This is a genomic window from Mycobacterium simiae, from assembly GCF_008370645.1.
GTDB classification, from domain to species: Bacteria; Actinomycetota; Actinomycetes; order Mycobacteriales; family Mycobacteriaceae; genus Mycobacterium; species Mycobacterium simiae_A.
The window spans coordinates 1-20674 of the sequence record NZ_VTZN01000096.1 but is presented as its reverse complement, the minus strand read 5'-3'; the positions used below and the strand labels follow the sequence as shown (position 1 = coordinate 20674).

Below are 20674 nucleotides of genomic sequence, written 5' to 3'. Positions count from 1 at the left end.
CAGCGCCGCACACGGGTTCCCCCTACTGCGGGCAGGGGCCAGCTACGGACCAATCGTTGAACGCGGCGGGGACATCTACGGCGCTACCGTCAACACCGCCGCCCGGCTCGTTGCGTCCGCCCGCGCAGGCCAAGCCCTGGCCACAGCCCCGATCGCCGCAGCGGCCCGCAGAGTCGGGTTGACCGCCACCCCGCTGGGCCGCCTCGCCCTGCGTAACCTCGCTGACCCGGTGCGAGCTTTCGCTATTGGCCTGGGCACCCGGTGCCAGCGCCAGCGTGTCGACCCGGTGTGCCGCATGCACCTCCACGACGCGGACATAGCCGCCACGCGCACGCGCCGCGGCGTCACCTACCATTTCTGCTCACTCGCATGTGCGCAGCAGTTCAGCTCCCGACCAACCGAATTCAGTGCTGCGAGACCGTGTCGGGGCCTGGCGGGCTGCGCCCCGAGTGGGGCCTCGACGGCGGAGCAAACCTGCTGACACGCAACGCCATCGAAAGGGCCTCGCTGACTGTGTCGGCTACCGGTCGTCGACGCTGACGTCGATGCTGCGATGCAATGTCGATGGCGTGAGCCCGAACATGGCTCGACAGGTGCGAGTCAGATGCGCGCTGTCGGAAAAGCCGGCGGTGTGGGCCGCGGCGGTGAGGTCACTGCCGGCGGCCGCGGCCCGCAGGGCGGCGATCAGCCGCAGCCACAACACATATCGACGTAGCGGCAATCCGATCTGGGCGCTGAACAGATGAGTGAGCCGACCGGCGGACAGCCCCACCCGGGCTGCCAGATCCCGGGTACGGACCGGTCCGTCGGCCAGCATCGCCTGGGCGTGGGCCGCGGCTGCGACCACGGCGGGATGGTGCGGAGCCACCGCCCCGATCGAGCCGAATACCGCTATCACGCAATCCGTTACGTCACTGAGCCCGGCGGCCATGTCCACATCGGCGGCCACTGCGGGCTGCTCCCACGCCGTGCGTCCGAGCCGGTCGGCTGTCGTGCCGGCCAGACTTTCCGGGCCCAGGAATACCATCACCCCCGCTGTGGCGCCAACCGCGATGCGATGGCACGCGTTGGCTGGCACCACCATGCGCGCGGAGCGGTGCTCGACTCCCCGGTCATCGATCAGCGTCAGCTCCGTATCGGCGAGCATGACCTGCACGGCGTGGTGGGCATGCTCGTCGGTCGGACCGATGGCGCCGCGGAACGTCAAGACTCCCGGGCGCAGCAGCCCAGCACCGGCCCATCGCGCCGCCGCCCGGTCGAGATCGCGTGTCAGGCGGGCCATGACGTCGCCTCCAAGGACAACCGACGAGCAGTTCACCGACATGTGAGGCTAGTCATGTCGAAGGGCGGCCGCCACCATCGCGGGGCTGCGACTTCTCGACGGCCCCGCTTGGGGCTGGCCGGGTCCGGATCGCGGGCCCGGCGCTCGGCGCTGCCGGTGGCGCTGTGGCCGCGGGTGAGCGTCCTTTGCGCGGCGACGCGGCAAGCTGGTCCCGATCCCCTGGCCCGCGGGAGCAGGCCGGCGCGATCCGGTGGGGAATCACGGTTTCAATCCACGCTCTTTGGGCTGCGGTCCAGCTTCAGCGTATCGGCGCGGCCGCGAGTGCTCCCCACATTGGACCGGCCGCGATGCCGACGGTGAGGCTTAGGCCGGCGGCGAGTATCGCGATGCTTGTCGAGCAGCGACGCGGCGTGGGGGCCGTCGTCGATTCCGGTTTCTGGAATAGGGGAATGATCCAGCGCAAGTAGTAGAAGAGGCTGATGAGGCTATTGACGAACACCAGTGCCGCCAGCCACGCGCTGCCGCCGTCCCATGCGGCGGTGGCCGTGGTGAGCTTGCCGACGAAGACCGCGGTTGGGGGGGTGCCGACCAGGCCGAGCAGTGCCACTACTAACGCCCCGGCCAGCCACGGCTGAGCTCGTGACAGACCCCGGTACCCTGTGAGGTCACGCCGATCGGGCAGGGCGGTGCTCACCGCGAACGCGGCGCTGTTGGTGAGGGTGTAGCCGATCAGATAGAACAGCAGTGACGGCAGCGCGAGTTCGCTGTGCCCGGCGACGGCGATCGGCACGAGCAAGTAGCCGACCTGGCTTACCGTCGACCACCCCAGAAGTCGCCGCGGATCCTGCTGCCAATAAGCGGCCAGGTTGCCCAAGGTCATAGTGGCGACGGCAAATATCGCGATCACGAGCGGCCAGGCCACGGTATTGGGCAAGACGATGGCCACCCGATAGAGCGCTATCAGGGCGCCGAGCTTTGGCACGGTAGTCAAAAAGAGGGCCGCTGTTCCGGTGGCGCCTTGGGCGGCATCGGGAACCCAGAAGTGCGCGGGCAGCGCCCCGGCTTCAAACATCAGCCCCGCCAGCACCGCCACCAGGCTCGTTGCCACTGCCGCGATCGGTGCGCCGCCGAGATTTCGGGCGAGTTCGTCGTAGCGCGTTGCGCCGGTGATGCCGTAGAAGACCGTGATCCCCAGCAGCAGGATGATGCCGAAGAGGGCACCCATCAGGTAGGTCTTCAGCGCCGCCTCGGCCGCCAACCCGGTGCTGCGCAACCCGATCAATCCGTATACCGGGATGCTGGCGAGCAGATATCCGGTGGCCAGAACCAGCAAGTCGTTCGCCCCGGCCAGCACCAGGACACCGGTGGTGGAAAACAGCAGAAGCGCGTAGGTTTCGCTCTCCCGGGCGGTTCCTGCGATTTCGTCGCCCGCGATCGCGAGAACCAGCAATACCCCGACGGCGGCGGCGATCCGCGCCACCCCGGTCGCGGTGTCGACGGCGAAGGTCCCCGTGAAGGCGGTCTGATCCGGTCCCGTCATGCCGACCAGCGCAGCCGCGATGGCCCCGGCCAGGGCGGCGGCCGCGAGGATGCGGGCCCACCACTGCCGTTGCCGCGGCAGGAAGGAACCGCCGATCAGCACCACAAGACCGCCGCCGAAGGTCAGCATCTCTGGCAGCATCAGCAGTGCCCGCATCCCGGTCTCGGAGTCCACCGGCTATCTCCCGACCAGCCCGATGAGGATGTGCGAGGCCGGTTCGATCAGGTCCAGCAAGGGCCGGGGGAAAATACCGATGACGACTGAGAGCGTCAGAAGCATTCCCGCCGAGACCATTTCGGATGCTGTGAGATCGGCAAACCCTTGTGAATGTCCTCGGGTGTCGCCGGTGAAGATCCGTTGCAGGGCACGCAGCAACAGTGCGGCGGTGATCAGGATGCCCGGCAGTGCGAGGGCGGTGACCGGTGTTGCGGCGATGCTGCCGGTGAAGATTTGGAATTCGGCGATGAAGCCAGACAGTCCGGGTAACCCCAGGGAGGCAAACGCACCGAACGCGAATGCGGTAGCCAGTTTCGGGGCGGGCGCGGCCAATCCGCCGAAGGAGTCCATGTCGTAGCTGGCGGCGCGGTCGTAGAACACTCCGGCAAGAAGGAACAGCGCACCGGTGATCAAACCGTGGCTGACCATTTGCGTGACGGCTCCGCTGACGGCGACCGCGCGCGCGTCGGCGGTGTTTGCCGCGACCAGGCCGGCGGCGCCGACCGCCATGACGACGTAACCCATGTGGTTGACCGAGGTGTAGGCCACCATGCGCTTGAAGTTGTTCTGCGCCAAGGCAACTAACGCTCCGTAGAGCACCGAGACCACGCCGACGGCGATGATCACCCACGCCCAGCTGCGCCACGCCTGCGGCAGCATCGGCATGGCGATGCGCACCAGCCCGTAGGTGCCCATCTTCAGCAGCACCCCGGCCAGCACCGCCGATCCGATTGCCGGCGCGTCGGTGTGGGCCGGGGGAAGCCAGGTGTGGAAGGGAACCGTCGGGGTCTTGACCGCCAGCCCCAGCCCAATCGCCGCCAGGACAAGCGAACCGGTCAGCGAGCTACCGGACAGGGGTGTGGTGGCAGCCAGTTCGAGCATGTCAAACGTGTGCGGTTCGGCGGCGACGTAGAGGCCGATGAACCCGACCAATAGCGCCAATGAGCCCAGAAAAGTGTAGAGAAAAAACTTCAGCGCCGAGCGGCCGGCGTCACCGTGGCCCCATCCGGCGATCACGAAGTACATCGCCACGATCGACAGGTCGAAGAACACGAAGAACAAGATCAGGTCCGCGGCCACGAACACGCCCAGGCTCACGGTCTGCAGAAACAGAAACAGCGCCGCCTGGGTCCGGGGCCGGTCGCGGCTGCGCAGCCCATACAGCGCGCAAGCCAGGAAGATTACTGCGGTCATGACCAGCAGCGGCAGCGACAGGCCGTCGACACCGACGTGGTAGCTGCTGTTGACGCCAGGGATCCAGCGGGCCCGTTCCTCGAAAGCCAGCTCGTTGGGGCGCGGCGTGGCATAGCGGGCCCACACCACCACCGCCAGCACCAGATCGACGGCGGCAACGCCGACCCATACCCAGCGGGCCACCGCGTCGCCGCGCCGCGGCAGGGCGAGCACGCCCGCCGCCGCGGCCAGCGGCAGAAAAACAATCAGGCTCAGCATTTTTACCTCACCACCACGAGAAGCAGGACACTCAGCGCCAGCGCCACCACCGCGGCCAGGTAGTACTGGTGCACCTGACCGGTCTGCGGTCGTCGGGCCAGCACACCGAGCTGTCGTACCCGTGTCGCCACCGCTTCCACCGCCGCGTCCACGCCGCGGTTATCGCCGCGGGCCGACCAGCGGGCAATTCGTAGCGATGCTGCGGCGATCCGCTCTACCGTCGCGTCGAGGACGCGGTCGTCGAATCGGGCCAGCGCGTGAGCCACGCGCAGGGTTGGCTGGACGACCACCGCGTCGGTGGCCGGTTGCAGGTGGAGCCAGGCGGCTGCCCATCGCGGCTGGGGAACGTTCCATCGAATGACCGCGGCCACCACTACCAGCGCCACGAGCGCCGATGCCGCCAGTTCGGGCACCGTCGGATGCGCGGTCGGTCCGTCGTCGAGGACGCGGCCCAACGTGGACGCGACCGGCGGTAAGGCCAGCACTCCCGCCACGGCGGCGCCGAGGGCCAACACGACAACAGGAACCTGCTCAAAAACGTTGATACCTTTCGGTTTCCGCGCCTGTCGAGACATGGTCGATGCTCCTTTGTCCCACACGACAACGAGGATCTTCGCCGCGTAGGCGGCCGACAGCGCGGAGGCGACCAATCCAGCCGCGTACAAGCCCACCGAATGTTTAGCCGCGGCCGCCAGCACCGCGTCCTTGGTCGCCCACAGCGACAGCGGCGCGATGCCCGCCAATGCTGCCGCGCACACCGTGGCAGACCAGCCAACAAGTGGCCAGGCCCGAGCGACACCGCGCAGCTTGCCAAGCTCCTTGGTGCCCAGCAGCGCCAGCCAGGCTCCCGCGGCAAGAAACAGTCCGGCCTTGGTAAAGGCGTGGGCGACCAGCTGCGCGGCACCGCCGCTCACGGCGCCGACGCCGGCCGCCATCACGACGAACCCCAGCTGCGCAGCGGTCGAGGCGGCGAGCAGCTGTTTGAGGTCGTGTTGGGCCAGCGCGACGGCACCGAGCAGGATCGCGGTCGCGGCGCCGCTCCAGGCCGCCATCTCGGCGGCCCATCCGGCGGCGGCCAGTAGCGAACTGGTGCGCAGCAATAGATACCCGCCCATGGCAACCATTGCCGCCGAGTGCAGCAACGCGCTGACGGGACTGGGGCCCTCCATCGCCCGTGAGAGCCACAACGAGAACGGCAGCTGCGCTGCCTTACCCAAGGCGGCAATGACGACTCCGAATGCTATGACATGGCGCCATCCGGGGGTTGCGGCCGCCAAATCCCCTAGCGCCAGGCCCGCGCCGCCAGCCAACGCGGCCCCGGCGGCCAGATACAGCCCGAGATCGGCGGTGCGGGTAGTGACGAAAGCGGCCAGGCCGGCCGACATCCGAAAGTCATCGCGCCACCTGAACCCGATCAGCGCATACGACGCCGCCCCCATCACCTCCCACGCCAGTAGCAGCGCAGGCAGCGTCGCGGCGGTGGCTGTCAGAACCGCGGCGGCCGCGAACAGCAACATCAAGCCGTGAAAACGGCCCGCAGCCACCCGAATCTCCGCGGCGGCACATATCAGCACCAGCAAGGTGACTACCGCGACGACCGGAACCACCACCGCCGCCAGCGCATCGACGGACAGCGCGAATCGCGCACCAGCGACAAAACAGACACTGACCGACGGCCGCGCGAACGCCACTGCGACCGCCAGCATCACCACCACCGCCGACGTCGCCACCGCGATCCCGCCGGCAAACCGCTCGGCCCGGCGCGCCACTGTCACCAACGCGGCGGCGATGGCCGGAACAAGGACCAGCAGCCACAAGGCCAGCTGCGGTAGTGACATCGCCCCGCTCACCCGGCCAGGTCGGCAGCCATGTCGGTCATGTCGGCCCCGCGCTCGCGGTGCAGCAGCGTCGCCACCGCGAAACCCATCGCCATCTCCACCGTCATCGCGGCGATAATCACCAGAAGCAGGACCTGACCGGTCGGTTTGGGCGCGGTGAACCACCAAAACCCGGCGGCGGCAAGGATGACGGCGTTGATCATCAACTCGAGACCCATCATCACCATGACCACCACCTGCTGCGACAGCGCGCCGTAGAGTCCGACGCTGAACAATGCCGCGGCCACCAGCAGCACGGTTTGCAGCGTCATCGGCCAACTCCGCCCGGTTGCGGATCGCGGGCGGGTCGGTGCTTGAGGTCATCGCCGAACCGGTCGTAGCGGCTACGGTGCGCTGCCAGAACCACGGCGGCGACGATGGTGGCGACCATCACCGGGCTGATCACCACCATGGCCAGCATCTTCGGGCCCATCAATTCCTCGCCGAGCGCGAAGGTCACGGCCTGCGGCGGTGCGCCGCTGCGCGCTGGCCAGTCGGTCAGCAAGATCCCCGAGGCCAGCACGACGAAGCAGGCGGCCGCGGCGGCCAAGGCGTGTCGCTTGTCGTGCACCATGCTCATCGGCATCAACGCCGGATTCATGCCCATGAACATGACCATGTACACCGCCATCACGGCCATCTCCATCACCATCATCAAGATGGTCACGACGCCGATGTAGTTCTGCGCCAACAGCAATACGGCGACTCCGACCGCCACGAATGACGCAGCCAGGGCATAGGTAGCCCGCGCCATGGAATTGACGACGAACACCGCCGCCCCGGCGGCGACGGCGACAACGGCGCTGATCCAGTAGACGACGCTGATGATCATGTTTTCAGTTCCTCACTGCCACAACGGCTACCACGAAGTCCTGCACGACGGTCAGCGGCAACAGCACTATCCATCCGATCTCCATGAATTTGTCCGGCCTCAGCGCCGGCGTCCGGGCGCGCAGCCACACCAACACCGACAACACCGCGACCGTCTTCAGCATCACCCACGCCCAGTCCGGCAGCCACGGACCGGCGCCGCCGCCCAAGAACATCGGTACCGCAAACGCGGCACCGGCCGCCAGCAGCGCGTGACGGCCAGCCTGGAACATGAGGCGATCCACACCGGACAGCTCCGCGGTGACACCGCCGGCAATATCGGAGCCCAGCGCCGGTCCGAACGGACCCCACACCGAAAACGCCACTACACCAAGGCAATACACCGCGAACGCGACTGGCATCCACGCCGCGAACCACAGACCGTGTTGCGCAGACACCACCTCCCCGACCCGCAGACTCTTGGCGGCGATGGCCGGCGCAACGAGGGCGAACATCAGCGGGAGCTCGTAACCCAGACCGTGGGCCAGGAACCGATAGCCCCCAACCAGTGAGTGTGCCGAATTCGGGCCCCACCCGCACAGCCATACCAGCGCCCACAGCGTCACATCCATCGCGTTGAACCACACGACTCCAACATCGAGGTCGGCCAGCGCCCATCGCCCGACCGGAACCACCGCCACCATCAACGAGGCGACAACGATCAGCCCCCCTCCACCGACACGCCACAACAGCGTGTCCGCGGCCACCGTGGTGCGCCGGCGTTGCCGCATCAGCCGCGCAAGTTCGAACAGCGCTGTTCTGGCGCCTTGCGCGGACAGCAGGTGGTCCAGGGTGGCCGCGTACAGGCCCAGAGCTGTGAGCAACGCGCACGCTGCTAGTGCCCACCAGCCGGGCACCGTGGTGATGGGGCCGTCAGCCATCCTGGCCACCGATATCTCCACCCGCGGGGTCGACACCCAGACTCGCAATTACCAGCCGGGCGGTCGCCAGGTCCAGGCCACTGACCAGACCAGGCAACGCCGCGACGACTTCGGCGGATGCTGCATGAAAGTGCCTGGGCGCCGACGGGTCCCACAACAGGCGCCGCGCCATGTCCACCCGCGTGAGCAGCCGGTCATAACAATCGCCGGCCAGCCAAGCCGGCAACTGCAGCTCGTTGCAATCCTCGACTGTCAACGATGCCAGGTCGCGCAGCGACCAGCGCAGCATCGGTGACCGGCCCAGCCGGCGGTGGAGATGGTCAATGAGCCGGCGTCCGCGGTCCTGGGTTGGCCGGTTCATCAGGGCATCGCGCGCCTGACGTGCCGTTGCCGCCGCCCACGGCCAACCAGCCAGCATCAGCAAATCGCAGGCATGATCACACTGCCGCGCCGCTAGCAGCGCCGCGTTGTCGCCGTCTCGCGAACCTGGCATCGCGTCCTGGGAGTTGTCGTCGACCAGCCATGCTTGCGCGTCGACGAGGACGTCTCCGTGCAGGGCGCACCGCAATACCAACCCGGCGGGCCAGTGGCACAGCACCGGGCCGAGCCGTAGGTGCAGCACATCCATTTCCAACCCGTCACGGTCCTCGCCGCCTTCGGCCAACGCAATCCCCGCCGGCGCCCTCCCCGCGCCATGATCGCTGTCGTGGTGTGCCCCGTGATCCATGCCGCCATGCATTTTTTCGTCATGCCGACCCGCATGGCCGTGCTCGTCGCTCATCTCCGAGAAGTGCGCCCGGGCGCAAGCATCCCGGCGGTGACCGTCGGTATCGACCAGCTCCACCAACGCGCGATCCAGACCTGACGCGACCGCCTTCGGCGCGCGCAGTTCAACGCGAACTCGGGGCCCGGGCAACTGATCCCACACCCGCTCCACGGCACGGGCCAATTCGGGGCCGGGCGTTCCGCAGACCGCCAAGACATCCGCATCGGCCGGTGAGGTAGCCAGACACCATCCGCGCGCGCGGACCGCGCGCTCGACCTCAGCCCGTACCAGCCACCGCCCAGGGGCTTCCACGGTGAGGACATGTGCGCGTCGGACCGCGCACCGGGCCAACAGCTGCCTCACACCCAACGCAGCGCACCCTCACGCCATGCCCACACGACCGCGACCAGCAACGCCGCCAGAAACACGAACATCTCGGCGACCGCGCCGGCGCCCAATTTCGCGACCACCACGGCCCACGGATACATGAACAACATCTCGACATCAAAAGCGAGAAATACCAGCGTCGCCAGATACCAGCGCACGTGATAGCGCGACAGCGCATGCTCTTGCGGAGGCCAACCCGACTGGAATGGCAGCACCGTCAACGCGCCTGGGCTTATCGCGGTAAAGCGGTGCAGCCCATACACAATCGTGACCCCGCTCACGGCGACCAGCAGCGTCCACACCACGCCGACATACATTGCGGCTCCTCATCCGGTTGGCATTCGTTGGACCGGCTAGGTCTTGTCTGTCGAAGACAGCCAACAGCGGGGTTCCCCGGGGCGGGCACCTCAAACGCTGCTCGGCCATCGTGATGCCCGTGGCCGGGTCGCGGCTGTCTGTGGCCAAGTCGTCATCAGCCCCGACTCCCGGATCGCTGCCCTGCTCCGCTGGCCCTACCGTACCCGTCTACGGTATGCCGCTCGACAGAAGGGGCGGAGGCGCAACGCCGAGTGCGTCCGGGTGCGACGACACATCGCCCCGTGCGGCCCCCCACCGGCCGCCGGGCCACAGCTTCAGCGCTGCGGGTCTGCGGCCGCGGTGTAGGGGGCTCGCGAACGCCACCCGATGGCGGTGAGGCTGTGCCGCCGGCAGGCTCGCGTCCGGCGACGGCGCCGGTGGCGGCCGACCCGCGGTCGTCATGGCGCGCAAGCCCTCAGGTGGTGAATGCGGTGTACTTCAGCGTCGTCATCATGCCGGCTTCCTGGTGGTATCCGTTGTGGCAGTGGATCATCCAGTCGCCGGGGTTGTCGGCGACCAGGACGGCGCTGACCTTTTGATTGGGCAGCACGTTGACGGTGTCTTTGCGAGCGCCAAGGTTCCCGTCGGGCTTGATCACCTGGAAGGTGTGACCGTGCAGGTGCATCGGGTGATACATCATGGTGGAGTTGGTGAATGCCAGCGTCGCTCGCTGTCCCTGTTTTACCTCCATCGGGGGGCTGTTCGGATAGGGCTTGCCGTTGATGGACCAGTCGTAGGCCTGCATCGAGCCGGTGAGTTCCAGTGCGAGGTCGACGTCGGACCCGGACCGGCCCAGGCTGGCCTCCGGTGTCGCGGTGAACATGTCGACGGTGCCGACTCGGCCGTTGAGTTGCGGCGGCTGAAAGGCGGGGTCGGGCCCGACACCGGCCGCGGTCGTCAGCAGCGCGCGCCCCGGCTGCGCCGTCTTGCCTTCGGGCACGGCGACCAGCGGGAAGACGCCGTCGCCTGCGGTGACGATGACGTCGTATCGTTCGGCCATTCCCAGCAGCAACGCGTCGACGTCGGTGGGGAGGACGGCAAAACCGTCGGTGTGGGTGACCGTCATGACGTGCCCGGCCAACGCCACCCGGAAGGCGGTGTCGGCGCCGGCATTGATGATCCGGATGCGGATCCGCTGTCCCGGTTTGGCCGCGAACGTGGTGGGCGCGGTCGCGACCCGCCCATTGACCAGATAGTGGGGGTAGCCGATGTCGCCGGCGTCCCCGCCGAGCAGGGCGCTGCGACCGGCGTGGCTCATGCCCGGCATCTCCCCCTCCTCCGGCTGGGCTGGCATCGGCCCGCGTCTGAGTTCGTCATAGATCTGCTGGGGGCTTCTGTCGATCCCATCGGTCCAGTCGTCGAGAACGACGACCCATTCGGCGTCATAGTCGGCCGATTCGGCGGGATCGTCGATGATCAGCGGCAGGTAAAGCCCGTAGTCGGTCTGCAGATCAACGTGGGGGTGAGCCCAATAGGTGCCCGGGTGCGGCGAGGAGAACCGGTAGGTGAAGTCGGTGTTGGCGGCGATGTTGGGTGTCGCGGGGAAGACGCCGTCCATGTCGTTGCGGATCGCGATGCCGTGCCAGTGCACCGAGGTCGGTGCGCCGAGCCGGTTCCTGACGTTGACGGCAAGTTCGTCACCGACGTTGGCCCGGATCAACGGGCCGGGCACGCCGTCGCCGTAGGCCAGGGTCCGCGCCAGCGGGCCGCCGAGGTCGATAGTCGCAGGCGCCGCAGTCAGCGTCGCGGTAGCGGTCCGACCGGTGTGTGGCCGGCGCTTCTCGGCGGCGGCGATGGCCTGGTCGAGGGTCGGCTGAGCACCGGTCGATGCGTCGCATCCGGCCAACGCCAAACCGGCTCCACTGGCCGCCGCGGCGGCGACAAACGCGCGCCTGTTCAGGTGAACATCCGTCCACGCCGATCGGGTCACCCTCGCTCCTTCACTCTTGACCGCCCCCGATCCCGGATGAGGCGCTCCTGCAATTCCGCCGACGGCCGGCCTCGTGTCCGGGACGAGCCGGCGCCTCGCACCACCCGCCACCGGCGCAGCGCGCAGGATCGGCGCAGAGGCGAGGAAGCCGGTGGCGTGGCCAGCGGTGCCCCGCACGCTGCAAAATACCCTAACGGGGTATAGATCGCGGCGCAAGAGCCGGCAGGAGGCGCGGAGACGCGCTACCAGGAGCCGTATCGCTGGGATCCGCCGCCATGTGGTGTACCCTGTGCGGGTATGGGGCACAACCGGATGTGGTCGGATGCCCGACGCGCCGCCTCACGCAGGCCGCCCCGAGTGATTTTCGCCCTCGGGGTGGCAGCAGCCGTGGCCGCCCTCGCGGCCGTGGGCCACTGCGCACCGCAACGCGCGCTATCCCCGCCGCCCCATGCGCTGGCGCCCGTGCTCTCATCGATCGCCGAGGGGGCCACCTCGGCCGCTGTGCAGCCCCAGCTCGTCAACGGCCTGCCGCTCTGCAAGTGGTCCACGGTGTTTGCCACCGCGGCATCGCCGCAATCCGCCGTCGGCGGGTTCGTCGCGCTCGGCGTGGTGCTGGCGGCCGCCGCCGCCACCGGTTCGCGGGCTCAGGGTGTGGCCGCCGGCGGGCGAGGCCCCCCGCACGGTGTGTTTTCCAGCCTCACCGGTCAAGACCTCTTGACGCGGTTCTGCACGTCTCGTCGCTGACCGGTCAGCGTCAGGCCGTGGCGGCTTGCCGCGGCGGCCGGTGATCCTTGGCCCACATCCACGTCCGCGTGTTCAGGTCGCGGCCCATGGAATCGACGATCGCATGACTCCGGTGACGCGCATCCACAACCCCGGATGTATCGCGACCGTTGAACTACACAGCTCGGCTTCCGAAACACCCTCGCCGCCACGCTCTTCCGGCGGCAAAGCCGTGCACCGCAAAGTCCGTGCCAACCGATCGAGCGCCGGGACACGCCGCGGCCCTCGCTGGGCTTGGACGTCACGCATTCCTGACGGAGGAAGGATGGCCCGCGGGTGCGGCGGCACGCACACCCCGCCCGGCTGACCGCGCGCACCGGGTCGAGCGCGATGCCCACCATCAACGACCACCAGCAACGACGAGCCCGTTCGATAGGCCGAACCAACGCATCTTCGGCGCGCGGCTTGTGACGATATTTCTCAGGGAGACAACACATGTCATTTGTGACCACCAACCCCGAAGCAGTGGCCTCGGCAGCCGGCGACGTGCAGAGCATCGGCGCGGCGATCAACGCCGCAAATGTGTTGGCCGCCGCCACCACCAGCGCAGTGGTTCCTGCCGCGGGCGACCCCGTATCGCTGTGGACCGCGACCCAGTTCCGCGCGCACGCCCATCTCTACCAGGTGGTGGCAAACCAGGCCACGGCCATCCATGGCCGGCTAGTGGCCGCGCTCAGCACCACCGCCGATTCCTATTCGAGCACCGAGTCCGCCAACGCGGCGACAGCCGGGTGAGGCGACCGCAGCCATCAACGACTATTGAAGGGACACGCCAATGGATTTCGGGGCGCTGCCACCGGAGATCAACTCCGCGCGCATGTACGCCGGTCCAGGGTCTGGACCGATGCTGGCCGCCGCGAGCGGCTGGGACGAGCTGGCCACTGACTTAGGTGCGGCGGCAATCTCTTTCGAATCCGTGATCGCTCGGCTGGCTGCCTTATCGTGGCACGGCCCCGCATCGGCGGCGATGGCGGCCGCGACCGCTGCCTACCTGGGCTGGATGAACGCCACAGCCGCCCGGGCCGAGCAGGCGGCCAGCCAGGCCCGGGCCGCGGCCGCCGCATATGCGGCCGCGTTCGCGGCCACGGTGCCCCCGCCGGTGATCGCAGCCAACCGCAGTCTGTTGACATCGCTGATCGCGACAAACATCTTGGGCCAAAACGCCCCGGCGATCGCGGTCACCGAAGCGCAGTACATGGAGATGTGGGCCCAGGATGCGACGGCGATGTATGCATACGCGGGCTCGTCTGCGGCCGCCACCGTCCTGACACCGTTCGTCTCACCGCCACAGACGACGAACCCGACCGGGGCGCTCGCGCAGGCCGCGGCTGTCGCCCAGGCCGCCGAGACATCGGCGGTGACCGACACCCAAGCGGCGTTAACCCAGCTGATCTCCACGGCCCCTGCGGCGCTGCAGGAGCTGGCCTCGCCGCTGTCGACGCCGGCGATGTCGACGATGAGCTCGCTGGGCCCCGTGCTGTCGGTGAGCAGTTCGCTCGGCTGGATGGCCAGCGCGGGCCTGTCGAACGCAAACCAGCTGAAAAGCCTGCTCCCGTCAACGGCCGCCGCCGCGCTGGCCCCGGCGTTTGCCAGCGCAGTGGGCCAGGGCGCACTGGGCTCGGGTTCTGCTGGTTTGGCCGCCTTGGGGAGCTCCCCCGGTGCGGCGGTGTCAGCGGGCCTGGGGCGCGCGGGCCTGGTCGGGTCGATGTCGGTGCCACAGACCTGGACCACCGCTGCCCCGGGGAGGGTCGCCGCGGCCCTGACCGGCGCGGACCTTGGCGCCGCCGCGGCCGCAGGTGCAGACGCGCCGGGAGGCATGGTGGGCGGGCTGCCGTTGGCTGGCGCCGCCGGGCGCGGCGTCGGCGCTGTCGTGCCTGACGCCCGGTTTCTCGAACGCCCGCCTATGGTGCCTCGCTGGTCAACCGTGGGATAAGAGGTCACAGCGCCGGCCCTTTCGCCGCCGTTGCCTCACGTCACCAGGGGCCCACGATGCGTCGCTGCCTCATTCCGGGGGTGCGCATAGCAGCGACAACGACCTAGGCCCTGGCCTTGGGTGCGGCCGTGCCCGCGGTGATCGGTGGCCAGTTCGGTGGTCCGGGCCCGAATCCGCCTCGATGGCGGCGAAGTTTGATGTGAGGGGATCGTGCTCATCCGCGGCGTTGACGGTCTCCTGCCGTTCAGAGCGGCCAGGCCGCGGTGGGGCCCCCGCCGCGCACGGTGGCTGTGTCACCGCGGACCCCCGGGTCTGTTGGCGTGCTGGAAAGCGTTGGCCAGCACGGCGCTGCGGCCGCGAGCAGATGCTGGGGCTTCGGTTGTGGCGGAGACGACACGGCAGCCTTCGCATGACGCCGCCGCCCGCAGGCTCACTCCCCCCGAAGGGTCCTTGACTGCCTGCAGAGCCCACTACCGCGCAGCGACGAGACCCAACAGCTGCTACCCCGGCGCTCCGGTACCCGCACCTGCCAAGGATTCCCCCGTCGATCACGACCGAACAAGGCGTGCGATCGCCGCGGAGGCCTCGGCCAGCTTCTCGTCGGCCTCGTCTCCACCCTGGGCAATCGCTTGGCCCACGCAGGAATCAAGGTGGTCGTCGAGCAGGTTAAGCGCCACGGATCGCAAAGCGCTGCTGGCTGCGCTGATTTGAGTGAGGATGTCGATGCAGTACTTGTCGTCGTCGATCATCTTTGCAATACCGCGAACCTGGCCCTCGATCCGGCGCAGCCGCTTGGCGTAGGCGCCCTTGTGGGCGACATAGCCGTACGTGGATTCCATGTGAACTCCCAGCACTTAATCATCGAGCCGTTCTTCGCCGGTGCCGCGGGGCGACAAGCCGGCCGCCCACGGCGTCCCTGACCCCCGAGTGTACCCCGCGGGGGTACACTCCCTGTCGGCTCCGGGGCACATCGGCCCGGCGTACGCAGGACTCCTGCCATCGCGGCTGAGGACGGGACGGCCCCACGCGGGCTCCCGTCGACCACAAGCGGGTGTCCGCGTCGTCCAGGCATGGCGGGCAAGCGTGACTTGGGGCCGCACCGCCTGGCGCTCGGGGGTTCGATGGTCGATGGCGCGGCGCCAGCCGGTCGGACGCACCGGGCTACCAATACTCACCGAGCATGCGGAGCAGAGGTGTCGATGGTCCGAGGCGCTGGGTCCGCCCCGCACGTCGGGACTTTATGCCCTACCGGGGTGAGGTATACAGAGCTACTCTTCGGCACATGACGCAACCAGCTGAACACGGGGCCCAGCCCCCTAGCCTAGCGTTCGGGATTCTTCGTGGTCTGGGCGGGCGATGATGCCGCGACGGACACCGGGCTTTCCCCCGGGACCCGCGAGGGGTCCTGCCCCGATGATGGGACCCGATGCCACGTTGGCCGTGCGACTCCTGCCCCAGTAGACCCGTCCGGCCTCACTCCAGCGCGTCGATAACAAACATGACGACTCCGAATACCCCAGGTGGCAGGGTTTTCAGCGTGGGGCCCGCGGCGACGGCGTGGAGTCGCCCGGGGCAAGAAGCCCAACTGGGCGCGCACAACGCTCCCCCGCTGGCCGTGCACGACTCTGAGTCGCCGTGGCCGCAGAACCAAGTTGGCGCGCTGGTCATCGGGGCCGGCATCACCGGATGGACCACCGCGCTGGTACTGGCGCGGCGGGGCTGGCAGGTTGTGCTGGCAGCCGACCGCTTCGGCATCGAGGCCGTCTCGACGGCAGACAGCGCGTTGTGGGAATGGCCGTCCTCGCCCTGCGATCGCCGCTCCAACCACAAGATGCTGGACCGCTCGGCAGCCTGGGCGATGCGTTCCTACCTGCGCTTCTGCCAGCTGGCCCCCAACTCACGCACCGGGGTGAGCCTGCGAACCGCGGTCTTCCACTTCACTCGACCCGTCGAAGAGGACCCGACCGAGTTCGCCAAAATGGTCGAGATCGAACGGCACGTGCCCGGGTACGTCCACGACCCGACCCTGATCGACGCGCACGGGGTCAGCCCGGATGCCGGAGTGGTCGACGCCTATTCGTATCTGGCGCCCACCATCGACACCGACTGGTATCTGACCTGGCTGGCCCGCGAAGCCGAAGCGGCCGGCGTCACCGCCGTCGTGCGCCGCATCCGCGGACCGCTCGTCGAGCAGGAAGAGCGGCTGCGCGTCGAGCACGGGGCCGAGGTGATCATCAACTGTACTGGCCTGGGTGCCCGTGAGTTGGCCGCTGACCCGAGCGTGCATCCGCGCCCGGAGGCCCTCCTGCGGATAGTCAACGACGGCCCCCGTGCACCTCGAGTGACCGCGGCCCACGTGATGAAAAACCCTCCACACGCGGACACCGAAACCCCGATCTACGTCGTGCCGCGCGGCGTCCATCGACTCCTACTGGGCGGGCCGGTCGAACCAGTCCACCACGACATCGACCCCAGCCTGGCCAACCACCCGTCACTGCAGCGCATGCTCGACCGTTGGACCGAGGTATTGCCCGCCCTGCGCGGTGCCCGACTAGACGACCTCGACCCGTTGCGGGTGGGTGTGCAGCCATTCCGCCCCGGTGGTGTGCGGCTGGAAACCCAGCCCGGCACCCGGATCGTGCACAACTACGGCCACGGCGCCGCCGGCGTCACCCTGTCCTGGGGCTGCGCCCAAGAGGTTGCCGACTTGGCCTGTGCAGTACTCGCAAAGCGCTGGGTAAAGCCCTGACGGCGTTACCCAAGTCACCCGGGGCAACCACATCGCTTAACGATCGGATGCCCATCCGTGTCGGGCAACGACGCCCGGCCAGCGCGAACCACGTGAAATGAGCCAGCACTACGCCCGGATCACCGACCACAGCCAACGTCAGCGCCTGACCCGCCACTACCACGGTCTACATCAATTGTCGAGCACATCACCCCGACCCGCGAGGGCCATTGGCGACAAGCACCCTAGGCCAACACCGGTGACCCCATCGCCCCCCGGTAACGATCCTGCCGTCCGGTCAACTCCCACCTGCACCTCCCAGTGTTACTCACCGGATCGGGGTTCCGCCCCGGACCAACGCGAACAACCCCGCGCATGCTTCTCTCTGATCGATGTCACCAGCCCGCAGGGATACATGCGCATGGTCGAGACGCACCAGCGAGTCTTTGCCGACCTCAAATCGCATGATCGGCGAGGTCGAACCGGCGGACAGAAGGGCACCGCCACCGCCGCAGGGTTCCCGCTGTGGTCATCTGCCACAACGCCCGCGGCCCTCAGTTGAAACGGACCTTGGCACCCCGGGCCGCCCTGCCGGCCACTAAAAACTCCCCTGGGCGGGTATCCACACGGCAGGCGTCGAGCTCGTCAGCTCGTTGGTCCAGATCCTTAGGAGTGCCATTTGATACTCGAGTCAGAGCTGGGGAGGGCGGTGCCGAGCGGGGCGACACCGGTAAACGCGGGAGTTCGTCGCATCAGCAACGCGGTCATCACCTCTTCTCAGACTCGCGGGGCTCATCGAAGCCCACCCGCCGGCACCTGCGCGCGATCGCTGGGCTGGGTGACTCGGAAACGCTGCTCGGCGAGGAGGCGAGTGTGAATAACAAGCACAATCGGGGCGAAGGCGCGGCTATCGACAGATTGCTCTGGGAGCCGCTCAACCACCGACTGCGCTGGCCCCTGGTCGGGCTGCTGGTGTTTGTCGCTGCAATCCATGTGGCCGAGCTAGAGGAACACCTGCGCGAGCAGCCCATCATCGGCGTCGGGTTCATTTTGCTCATCATTGCGTGCCTGCTCATCGCAATGGCCGCCGCCGTTCGCGACACAGCGACCGCCTACTCCGTCGCCGCTATCACCGGTGCAGTGGCGATCGCCGGTTACGTCTTCGTCCGGACCGCCCCGATTTTCGACTTGGCGCAGGAAGCCGAAGCCTGGCTGGAGCCGCTTGGCGTCACGGCTCTCGTCACCGAGTCCGCCCTCATCGCTGTCGCGCTCAGGGCACTGACCGGCCGGCCGAAGCCCGGCTGAGCCCCAACCCACCGGCAGACCCGCCGGGCACCGCCTGGCTGCTGTGTGCGCTGCAATCGGTCCTGCGAAAGCCGGTGGCATCACACGGTGTCCCCAGCGCGCCATAGCGGCGCGCGAGCGTGCGAGGTCATCTCACGATGTGGTGCGCGCTGCGGCGCGTCCACGACTAGCGTCGGCGTGGTCGGGCGCGAGATCTAGCAGCTCGGGATCATCGTCGCCCTCGACACAGCACGTAGCGGGCAGCGATCCGTGGACGTGCATGCGAAAGGCGGACTGCCTCAACGAGAATCGACGTTGCCAGGCGCGATTATCAGGCAAGGGAGCCCACCCGGCAGGGGCTGGCCATCACCTGCTGGTCGAAGACGCTGCGGCTCGAGGCCCGCGCGGCGCCCCATCCGCGATTCTGCATTCCCCCGCGGAGAGTGGCGACTCCTACTGGTCGCCCACGGATACGCGATCAGAACCCTCAGCGCACTACAACCCCCCAACCGCCCGCTGTTGAATCGGTGTGGGGGGCGCCGTGGCTTCTTAGGAGATGAGGTGGGTGACCAGCGTGGGGTGGATCAGTAGCACGATGCCGAGAACGATGAGCATCGCGGCCGTCAGGCGTCGGGATTGGTCGCCGAAAGGGACGACTCGTTCCAGCCAGATGACGATTGACAGTGCCAGCATCCAGCTCAATTGCATTGTGCCAACAGCGATCAGCAGCAGCATCAGCATCCAGCAAGAGCCCACGCAGTAGATGCCGTAGCGGCCTCCGGCAAGCCATGTCGCGGCTAGGGTGTTGAGGTGTTTGCCCGACCCAGCGGGCAACGTGATGGGCCAGCGGCAGTGCCGCAGGCACGTCGCCTTGAAGGAGCTGAGCTGATGCAGTCCCGCGACTAGCGCCAGCGCACCGGTGATGCGGCCGACCCACGAGCTGCTGTGCATCTCTGGGTTCAGGCGGGTTGAGGCGACAAAGGCCGGGATTCCCACAGCGGTCCAAATCACCAGGTAGCCGGCGACGAAGACGACTGCCGCAACGGCGTTGCCGGCGACCGCGCGCGCATACCGGCCCACACCGGGCAACAGGGCGGGAAGCATCATCGCGGCCATCATGGCCGCCCAAGCCAGCAGGAACGCGGCCAACGACATCGTGGATTGGGTGCCCATCGGCATCGCATCGCCGCGCATGCCCGCGGCGCTGACCACCGACCACCACCAGCCCAGAGCCGCCACCCCCAGCAGCAGCGCCGGCAGCCAGACATCAGTCCACGACCATCCATGTCCGCCGATGTTGTCCACGTCGGCCACCTCCCTCCGGTCGACGCCAGAACACGATCCACTTAGCACAGTACCCACCCCCGGTGGGGTGGGCTAGCATGGGGTTGTGATCCGGTGTCGATGCGACTTGTGAGGCAGTGATGGGCGAGGAATTGACGGAGAAAAAACACGCGGCGCTGAATCGGCTCAAGACGGTTCGGGGCCATCTCGACGGAATCATCCGCATGCTGGAGTCCGACGCGTACTGCGTGGATGTGATGAAGCAGATCTCCGCGGTGCAGTCCTCGCTGGAGCGCGCCAACCGGGTGATGTTGCACAACCACTTGGAGACGTGCTTTTCCGCGGCGGTGCTCGATGGCCGTGGGCAGGCCGCCATTGATGAACTGGTTGATGCCGTGAAGTTCACTCCGGTGCTGACTGGCCCGCAGGCCCGACTCGGCGGGGCCGCGGTCGGCGAACCTAGCGACAACGAACCGGCGCCGGCGGGCGGGCGGGGGTGAGGACCACCAGATTATTGGTGCCAACCACGACCTAAGACTAAGAACAGGCCACCGTGTGACGGGGGCGATGAGAGGAAAGGACCGTTGGAGATGTTGGCGTTGCATGGACTGATGGCCAAGGCGGTACCCACCGTCGTGACCGGGGCAGTAGGGGTCGCGGCGTACGAGGCGACGCGCAAGGCAGTGTCGAAGGTTCCGCTGCGCGCAGCGACTGTCACCGTGACCGCCTGGGGGATCCGCGTGGCCCGTGAGGCCGAACGCAGGGCCAGCGAGAGCGCTGAGCGGGCTCGACTAACCGCCGCCGACGTGATCGCCGAGGCCAAAGAACGCATCGGCGACGACGTCACACCGGTGATCGTGCACCCGGTCGACGATGATGAGCTCTGACACCATCGTCGATATCGGGGTCGGGCTCAAAGTCCTCTCCAACGCATCAGGACGGATGCGTGTGCACGCCACCGGGTTTCGTTTCGACACGGTCCGGGCCGTGGCGATTGAGGACACCGTCGCCACGGTGACCGGCGTGTGCGCGGTGTATGCCTACCCGCGCACGGCATCGGTGGTGATCATATACGCACCCGAACGCTGCGACACCGCCGCGGTG

The 20674-nt window shown here is 68.0% G+C and carries 23 protein-coding genes; 9 read left to right on the top strand and 14 right to left on the bottom strand.

The window, feature by feature from the left end; all coding sequences use genetic code 11:
• Positions 1 to 22 precede the first annotated feature (22 nt).
• Positions 23 to 355, bottom strand: coding sequence for a hypothetical protein (locus F0Q45_RS29365; RefSeq protein WP_262491029.1), 333 nt, complete (start codon positions 353 to 355; stop codon positions 23 to 25).
• Here F0Q45_RS29365 and F0Q45_RS30270 point away from each other — a divergent pair.
• The gene (locus tag F0Q45_RS30270; protein ID WP_373424993.1) at positions 296 to 481 is read left to right on the top strand and encodes a hypothetical protein; all 186 of its coding nucleotides are present in this window, start codon (positions 296 to 298) and stop codon (positions 479 to 481) included. The two genes, F0Q45_RS29365 and F0Q45_RS30270, sit on opposite strands and share 60 nt — an antisense overlap.
• 39 nt (positions 482 to 520) lie before the next feature.
• Here the strand turns inward: F0Q45_RS30270 and F0Q45_RS15675 are convergent, their stop codons facing one another.
• The 10 genes from F0Q45_RS15675 to F0Q45_RS15630 form a co-directional block, all read right to left on the bottom strand.
• On the bottom strand, positions 521 to 1282 hold the full coding sequence (locus F0Q45_RS15675) for an AraC family transcriptional regulator (protein WP_149654815.1): 762 nt from the start codon (positions 1280 to 1282) through the stop codon (positions 521 to 523).
• 298 nt (positions 1283 to 1580) lie between these two features.
• Positions 1581 to 2978 (bottom strand): NADH-quinone oxidoreductase subunit N, encoded by a 1398-nt coding sequence (locus F0Q45_RS15670; RefSeq protein ID WP_149654820.1) that lies wholly within the window; start codon positions 2976 to 2978, stop codon positions 1581 to 1583.
• Between the two features lie 21 nt (positions 2979 to 2999).
• A complete protein-coding gene (locus F0Q45_RS15665) occupies positions 3000 to 4490 on the bottom strand; it encodes a complex I subunit 4 family protein (RefSeq protein ID WP_149654814.1) in 1491 nt (496 codons plus the stop codon).
• Positions 4491 to 4492: 2 nt separating this feature from the next.
• The gene (locus F0Q45_RS15660; RefSeq protein ID WP_149654813.1) at positions 4493 to 6328 is read right to left on the bottom strand and encodes a proton-conducting transporter transmembrane domain-containing protein; all 1836 of its coding nucleotides are present in this window, start codon (positions 6326 to 6328) and stop codon (positions 4493 to 4495) included.
• Positions 6329 to 6336: 8 nt separating this feature from the next.
• Positions 6337 to 6639 (bottom strand): NADH-quinone oxidoreductase subunit NuoK, encoded by a 303-nt coding sequence (locus tag F0Q45_RS15655; RefSeq protein WP_149654812.1) that lies wholly within the window; start codon positions 6637 to 6639, stop codon positions 6337 to 6339.
• Entirely contained in the window at positions 6636 to 7199 is a 564-nt protein-coding gene (locus F0Q45_RS15650; protein ID WP_149654811.1) for an NADH-quinone oxidoreductase subunit J, read from the bottom strand. Before F0Q45_RS15650 ends, F0Q45_RS15655 begins: the two co-directional genes overlap by 4 nt.
• A gap of 4 nt (positions 7200 to 7203) precedes the next feature.
• Entirely contained in the window at positions 7204 to 8118 is a 915-nt protein-coding gene (locus F0Q45_RS15645; RefSeq protein WP_149654810.1) for a complex I subunit 1 family protein, read from the bottom strand.
• Positions 8111 to 9247: a hypothetical protein gene (locus F0Q45_RS15640; protein WP_262491030.1), complete on the bottom strand. Its 1137-nt coding sequence runs from the start codon at positions 9245 to 9247 to the stop codon at positions 8111 to 8113. The genes F0Q45_RS15645 and F0Q45_RS15640 overlap by 8 nt, the downstream gene beginning before the upstream one ends.
• On the bottom strand, positions 9244 to 9588 hold the full coding sequence (locus tag F0Q45_RS15635) for an NADH-quinone oxidoreductase subunit A (RefSeq protein WP_149654808.1): 345 nt from the start codon (positions 9586 to 9588) through the stop codon (positions 9244 to 9246). The genes F0Q45_RS15640 and F0Q45_RS15635 overlap by 4 nt, the downstream gene beginning before the upstream one ends.
• Before the next feature lie 455 nt (positions 9589 to 10043).
• Complete coding sequence (locus F0Q45_RS15630; RefSeq protein WP_149654807.1) at positions 10044 to 11558, bottom strand: multicopper oxidase family protein; 1515 nt, start codon at positions 11556 to 11558, stop codon at positions 10044 to 10046.
• A 297-nt stretch (positions 11559 to 11855) separates the two neighbouring features.
• Between F0Q45_RS15630 and F0Q45_RS15625 the strand changes: the two genes are divergently transcribed.
• From F0Q45_RS15625 to F0Q45_RS15615, 3 genes are all read left to right on the top strand, one after another.
• A complete protein-coding gene (locus F0Q45_RS15625) occupies positions 11856 to 12302 on the top strand; it encodes a hypothetical protein (RefSeq protein ID WP_149654806.1) in 447 nt (148 codons plus the stop codon).
• A 474-nt stretch (positions 12303 to 12776) separates the two neighbouring features.
• Complete coding sequence (locus F0Q45_RS15620; protein ID WP_149654805.1) at positions 12777 to 13076, top strand: PE family protein; 300 nt, start codon at positions 12777 to 12779, stop codon at positions 13074 to 13076.
• 40 nt (positions 13077 to 13116) lie between these two features.
• The gene (locus tag F0Q45_RS15615; protein ID WP_149654804.1) at positions 13117 to 14274 is read left to right on the top strand and encodes a PPE family protein; all 1158 of its coding nucleotides are present in this window, start codon (positions 13117 to 13119) and stop codon (positions 14272 to 14274) included.
• A 548-nt stretch (positions 14275 to 14822) separates the two neighbouring features.
• On the opposite strand, the gene F0Q45_RS15610 is transcribed toward F0Q45_RS15615, so the two are convergent.
• On the bottom strand, positions 14823 to 15113 hold the full coding sequence (locus F0Q45_RS15610; RefSeq protein ID WP_149654803.1) for a metal-sensitive transcriptional regulator: 291 nt from the start codon (positions 15111 to 15113) through the stop codon (positions 14823 to 14825).
• A gap of 659 nt (positions 15114 to 15772) precedes the next feature.
• On the opposite strand from F0Q45_RS15610, the gene F0Q45_RS15605 reads away from it, so the two are divergent.
• The gene (locus tag F0Q45_RS15605) at positions 15773 to 17023 is read left to right on the top strand and encodes an FAD-dependent oxidoreductase (protein ID WP_149654802.1); all 1251 of its coding nucleotides are present in this window, start codon (positions 15773 to 15775) and stop codon (positions 17021 to 17023) included.
• A 307-nt stretch (positions 17024 to 17330) separates the two neighbouring features.
• Here the strand turns inward: F0Q45_RS15605 and F0Q45_RS27765 are convergent, their stop codons facing one another.
• Positions 17331 to 17468, bottom strand: a complete 138-nt coding sequence (locus F0Q45_RS27765; RefSeq protein WP_188112969.1) for a hypothetical protein — start codon at positions 17466 to 17468, stop codon at positions 17331 to 17333.
• Positions 17469 to 17875: 407 nt separating this feature from the next.
• On the opposite strand from F0Q45_RS27765, the gene F0Q45_RS15600 reads away from it, so the two are divergent.
• On the top strand, positions 17876 to 18307 hold the full coding sequence (locus F0Q45_RS15600) for a hypothetical protein (protein ID WP_149654801.1): 432 nt from the start codon (positions 17876 to 17878) through the stop codon (positions 18305 to 18307).
• Between the two features lie 528 nt (positions 18308 to 18835).
• Here F0Q45_RS15600 and F0Q45_RS15595 read toward each other — a convergent pair.
• Positions 18836 to 19600: a DUF2182 domain-containing protein gene (locus F0Q45_RS15595; RefSeq protein ID WP_262491028.1), complete on the bottom strand. Its 765-nt coding sequence runs from the start codon at positions 19598 to 19600 to the stop codon at positions 18836 to 18838.
• Between the two features lie 110 nt (positions 19601 to 19710).
• Between F0Q45_RS15595 and csoR the strand changes: the two genes are divergently transcribed.
• The 3 genes from csoR to F0Q45_RS15580 all read left to right on the top strand — a co-directional run.
• Positions 19711 to 20070 carry a copper-sensing transcriptional repressor CsoR gene (csoR, locus tag F0Q45_RS15590; protein ID WP_149654800.1) on the top strand — a complete coding sequence of 120 codons (360 nt, stop codon included), beginning with the start codon at positions 19711 to 19713 and terminating at the stop codon, positions 20068 to 20070.
• 93 nt (positions 20071 to 20163) lie between these two features.
• Positions 20164 to 20457 (top strand): DUF1490 family protein, encoded by a 294-nt coding sequence (locus tag F0Q45_RS15585; RefSeq protein ID WP_149654818.1) that lies wholly within the window; start codon positions 20164 to 20166, stop codon positions 20455 to 20457.
• Positions 20444 to 20674: hypothetical protein (locus F0Q45_RS15580; RefSeq protein WP_262491027.1), on the top strand; the 231-nt coding region annotated here is incomplete at its 3' end. The genes F0Q45_RS15585 and F0Q45_RS15580, both read left to right, overlap by 14 nt.

Bases quoted from the DNA above. Each gene is read 5' to 3' on its own strand.
- F0Q45_RS30270 (WP_373424993.1), top strand. From the start codon at position 296: ATGCACCTCCACGACGCGGACATAGCCGCCACGCGCACGCGCCGCGGC.
- F0Q45_RS29365 (WP_262491029.1), bottom strand. From the start codon at position 355: ATGGTAGGTGACGCCGCGGCGCGTGCGCGTGGCGGCTATGTCCGCGTC.
- F0Q45_RS15675 (WP_149654815.1), bottom strand. From the start codon at position 1,282: ATGGCCCGCCTGACACGCGATCTCGACCGGGCGGCGGCGCGATGGGCC.
- F0Q45_RS15670 (WP_149654820.1), bottom strand. From the start codon at position 2,978: ATGCGGGCACTGCTGATGCTGCCAGAGATGCTGACCTTCGGCGGCGGT.
- F0Q45_RS15665 (WP_149654814.1), bottom strand. From the start codon at position 4,490: ATGCTGAGCCTGATTGTTTTTCTGCCGCTGGCCGCGGCGGCGGGCGTG.
- F0Q45_RS15660 (WP_149654813.1), bottom strand. From the start codon at position 6,328: ATGTCACTACCGCAGCTGGCCTTGTGGCTGCTGGTCCTTGTTCCGGCC.
- F0Q45_RS15655 (WP_149654812.1), bottom strand. From the start codon at position 6,639: ATGACGCTGCAAACCGTGCTGCTGGTGGCCGCGGCATTGTTCAGCGTC.
- F0Q45_RS15650 (WP_149654811.1), bottom strand. From the start codon at position 7,199: ATGATCATCAGCGTCGTCTACTGGATCAGCGCCGTTGTCGCCGTCGCC.
- F0Q45_RS15645 (WP_149654810.1), bottom strand. From the start codon at position 8,118: ATGGCTGACGGCCCCATCACCACGGTGCCCGGCTGGTGGGCACTAGCA.
- F0Q45_RS15635 (WP_149654808.1), bottom strand. From the start codon at position 9,588: ATGTATGTCGGCGTGGTGTGGACGCTGCTGGTCGCCGTGAGCGGGGTC.
- F0Q45_RS15625 (WP_149654806.1), top strand. From the start codon at position 11,856: ATGGGGCACAACCGGATGTGGTCGGATGCCCGACGCGCCGCCTCACGC.
- F0Q45_RS15620 (WP_149654805.1), top strand. From the start codon at position 12,777: ATGTCATTTGTGACCACCAACCCCGAAGCAGTGGCCTCGGCAGCCGGC.
- F0Q45_RS15615 (WP_149654804.1), top strand. From the start codon at position 13,117: ATGGATTTCGGGGCGCTGCCACCGGAGATCAACTCCGCGCGCATGTAC.
- F0Q45_RS15610 (WP_149654803.1), bottom strand. From the start codon at position 15,113: ATGGAATCCACGTACGGCTATGTCGCCCACAAGGGCGCCTACGCCAAG.
- F0Q45_RS15605 (WP_149654802.1), top strand. From the start codon at position 15,773: ATGACGACTCCGAATACCCCAGGTGGCAGGGTTTTCAGCGTGGGGCCC.
- F0Q45_RS27765 (WP_188112969.1), bottom strand. From the start codon at position 17,468: ATGCGATTTGAGGTCGGCAAAGACTCGCTGGTGCGTCTCGACCATGCG.
- csoR (WP_149654800.1), top strand. From the start codon at position 19,711: ATGGGCGAGGAATTGACGGAGAAAAAACACGCGGCGCTGAATCGGCTC.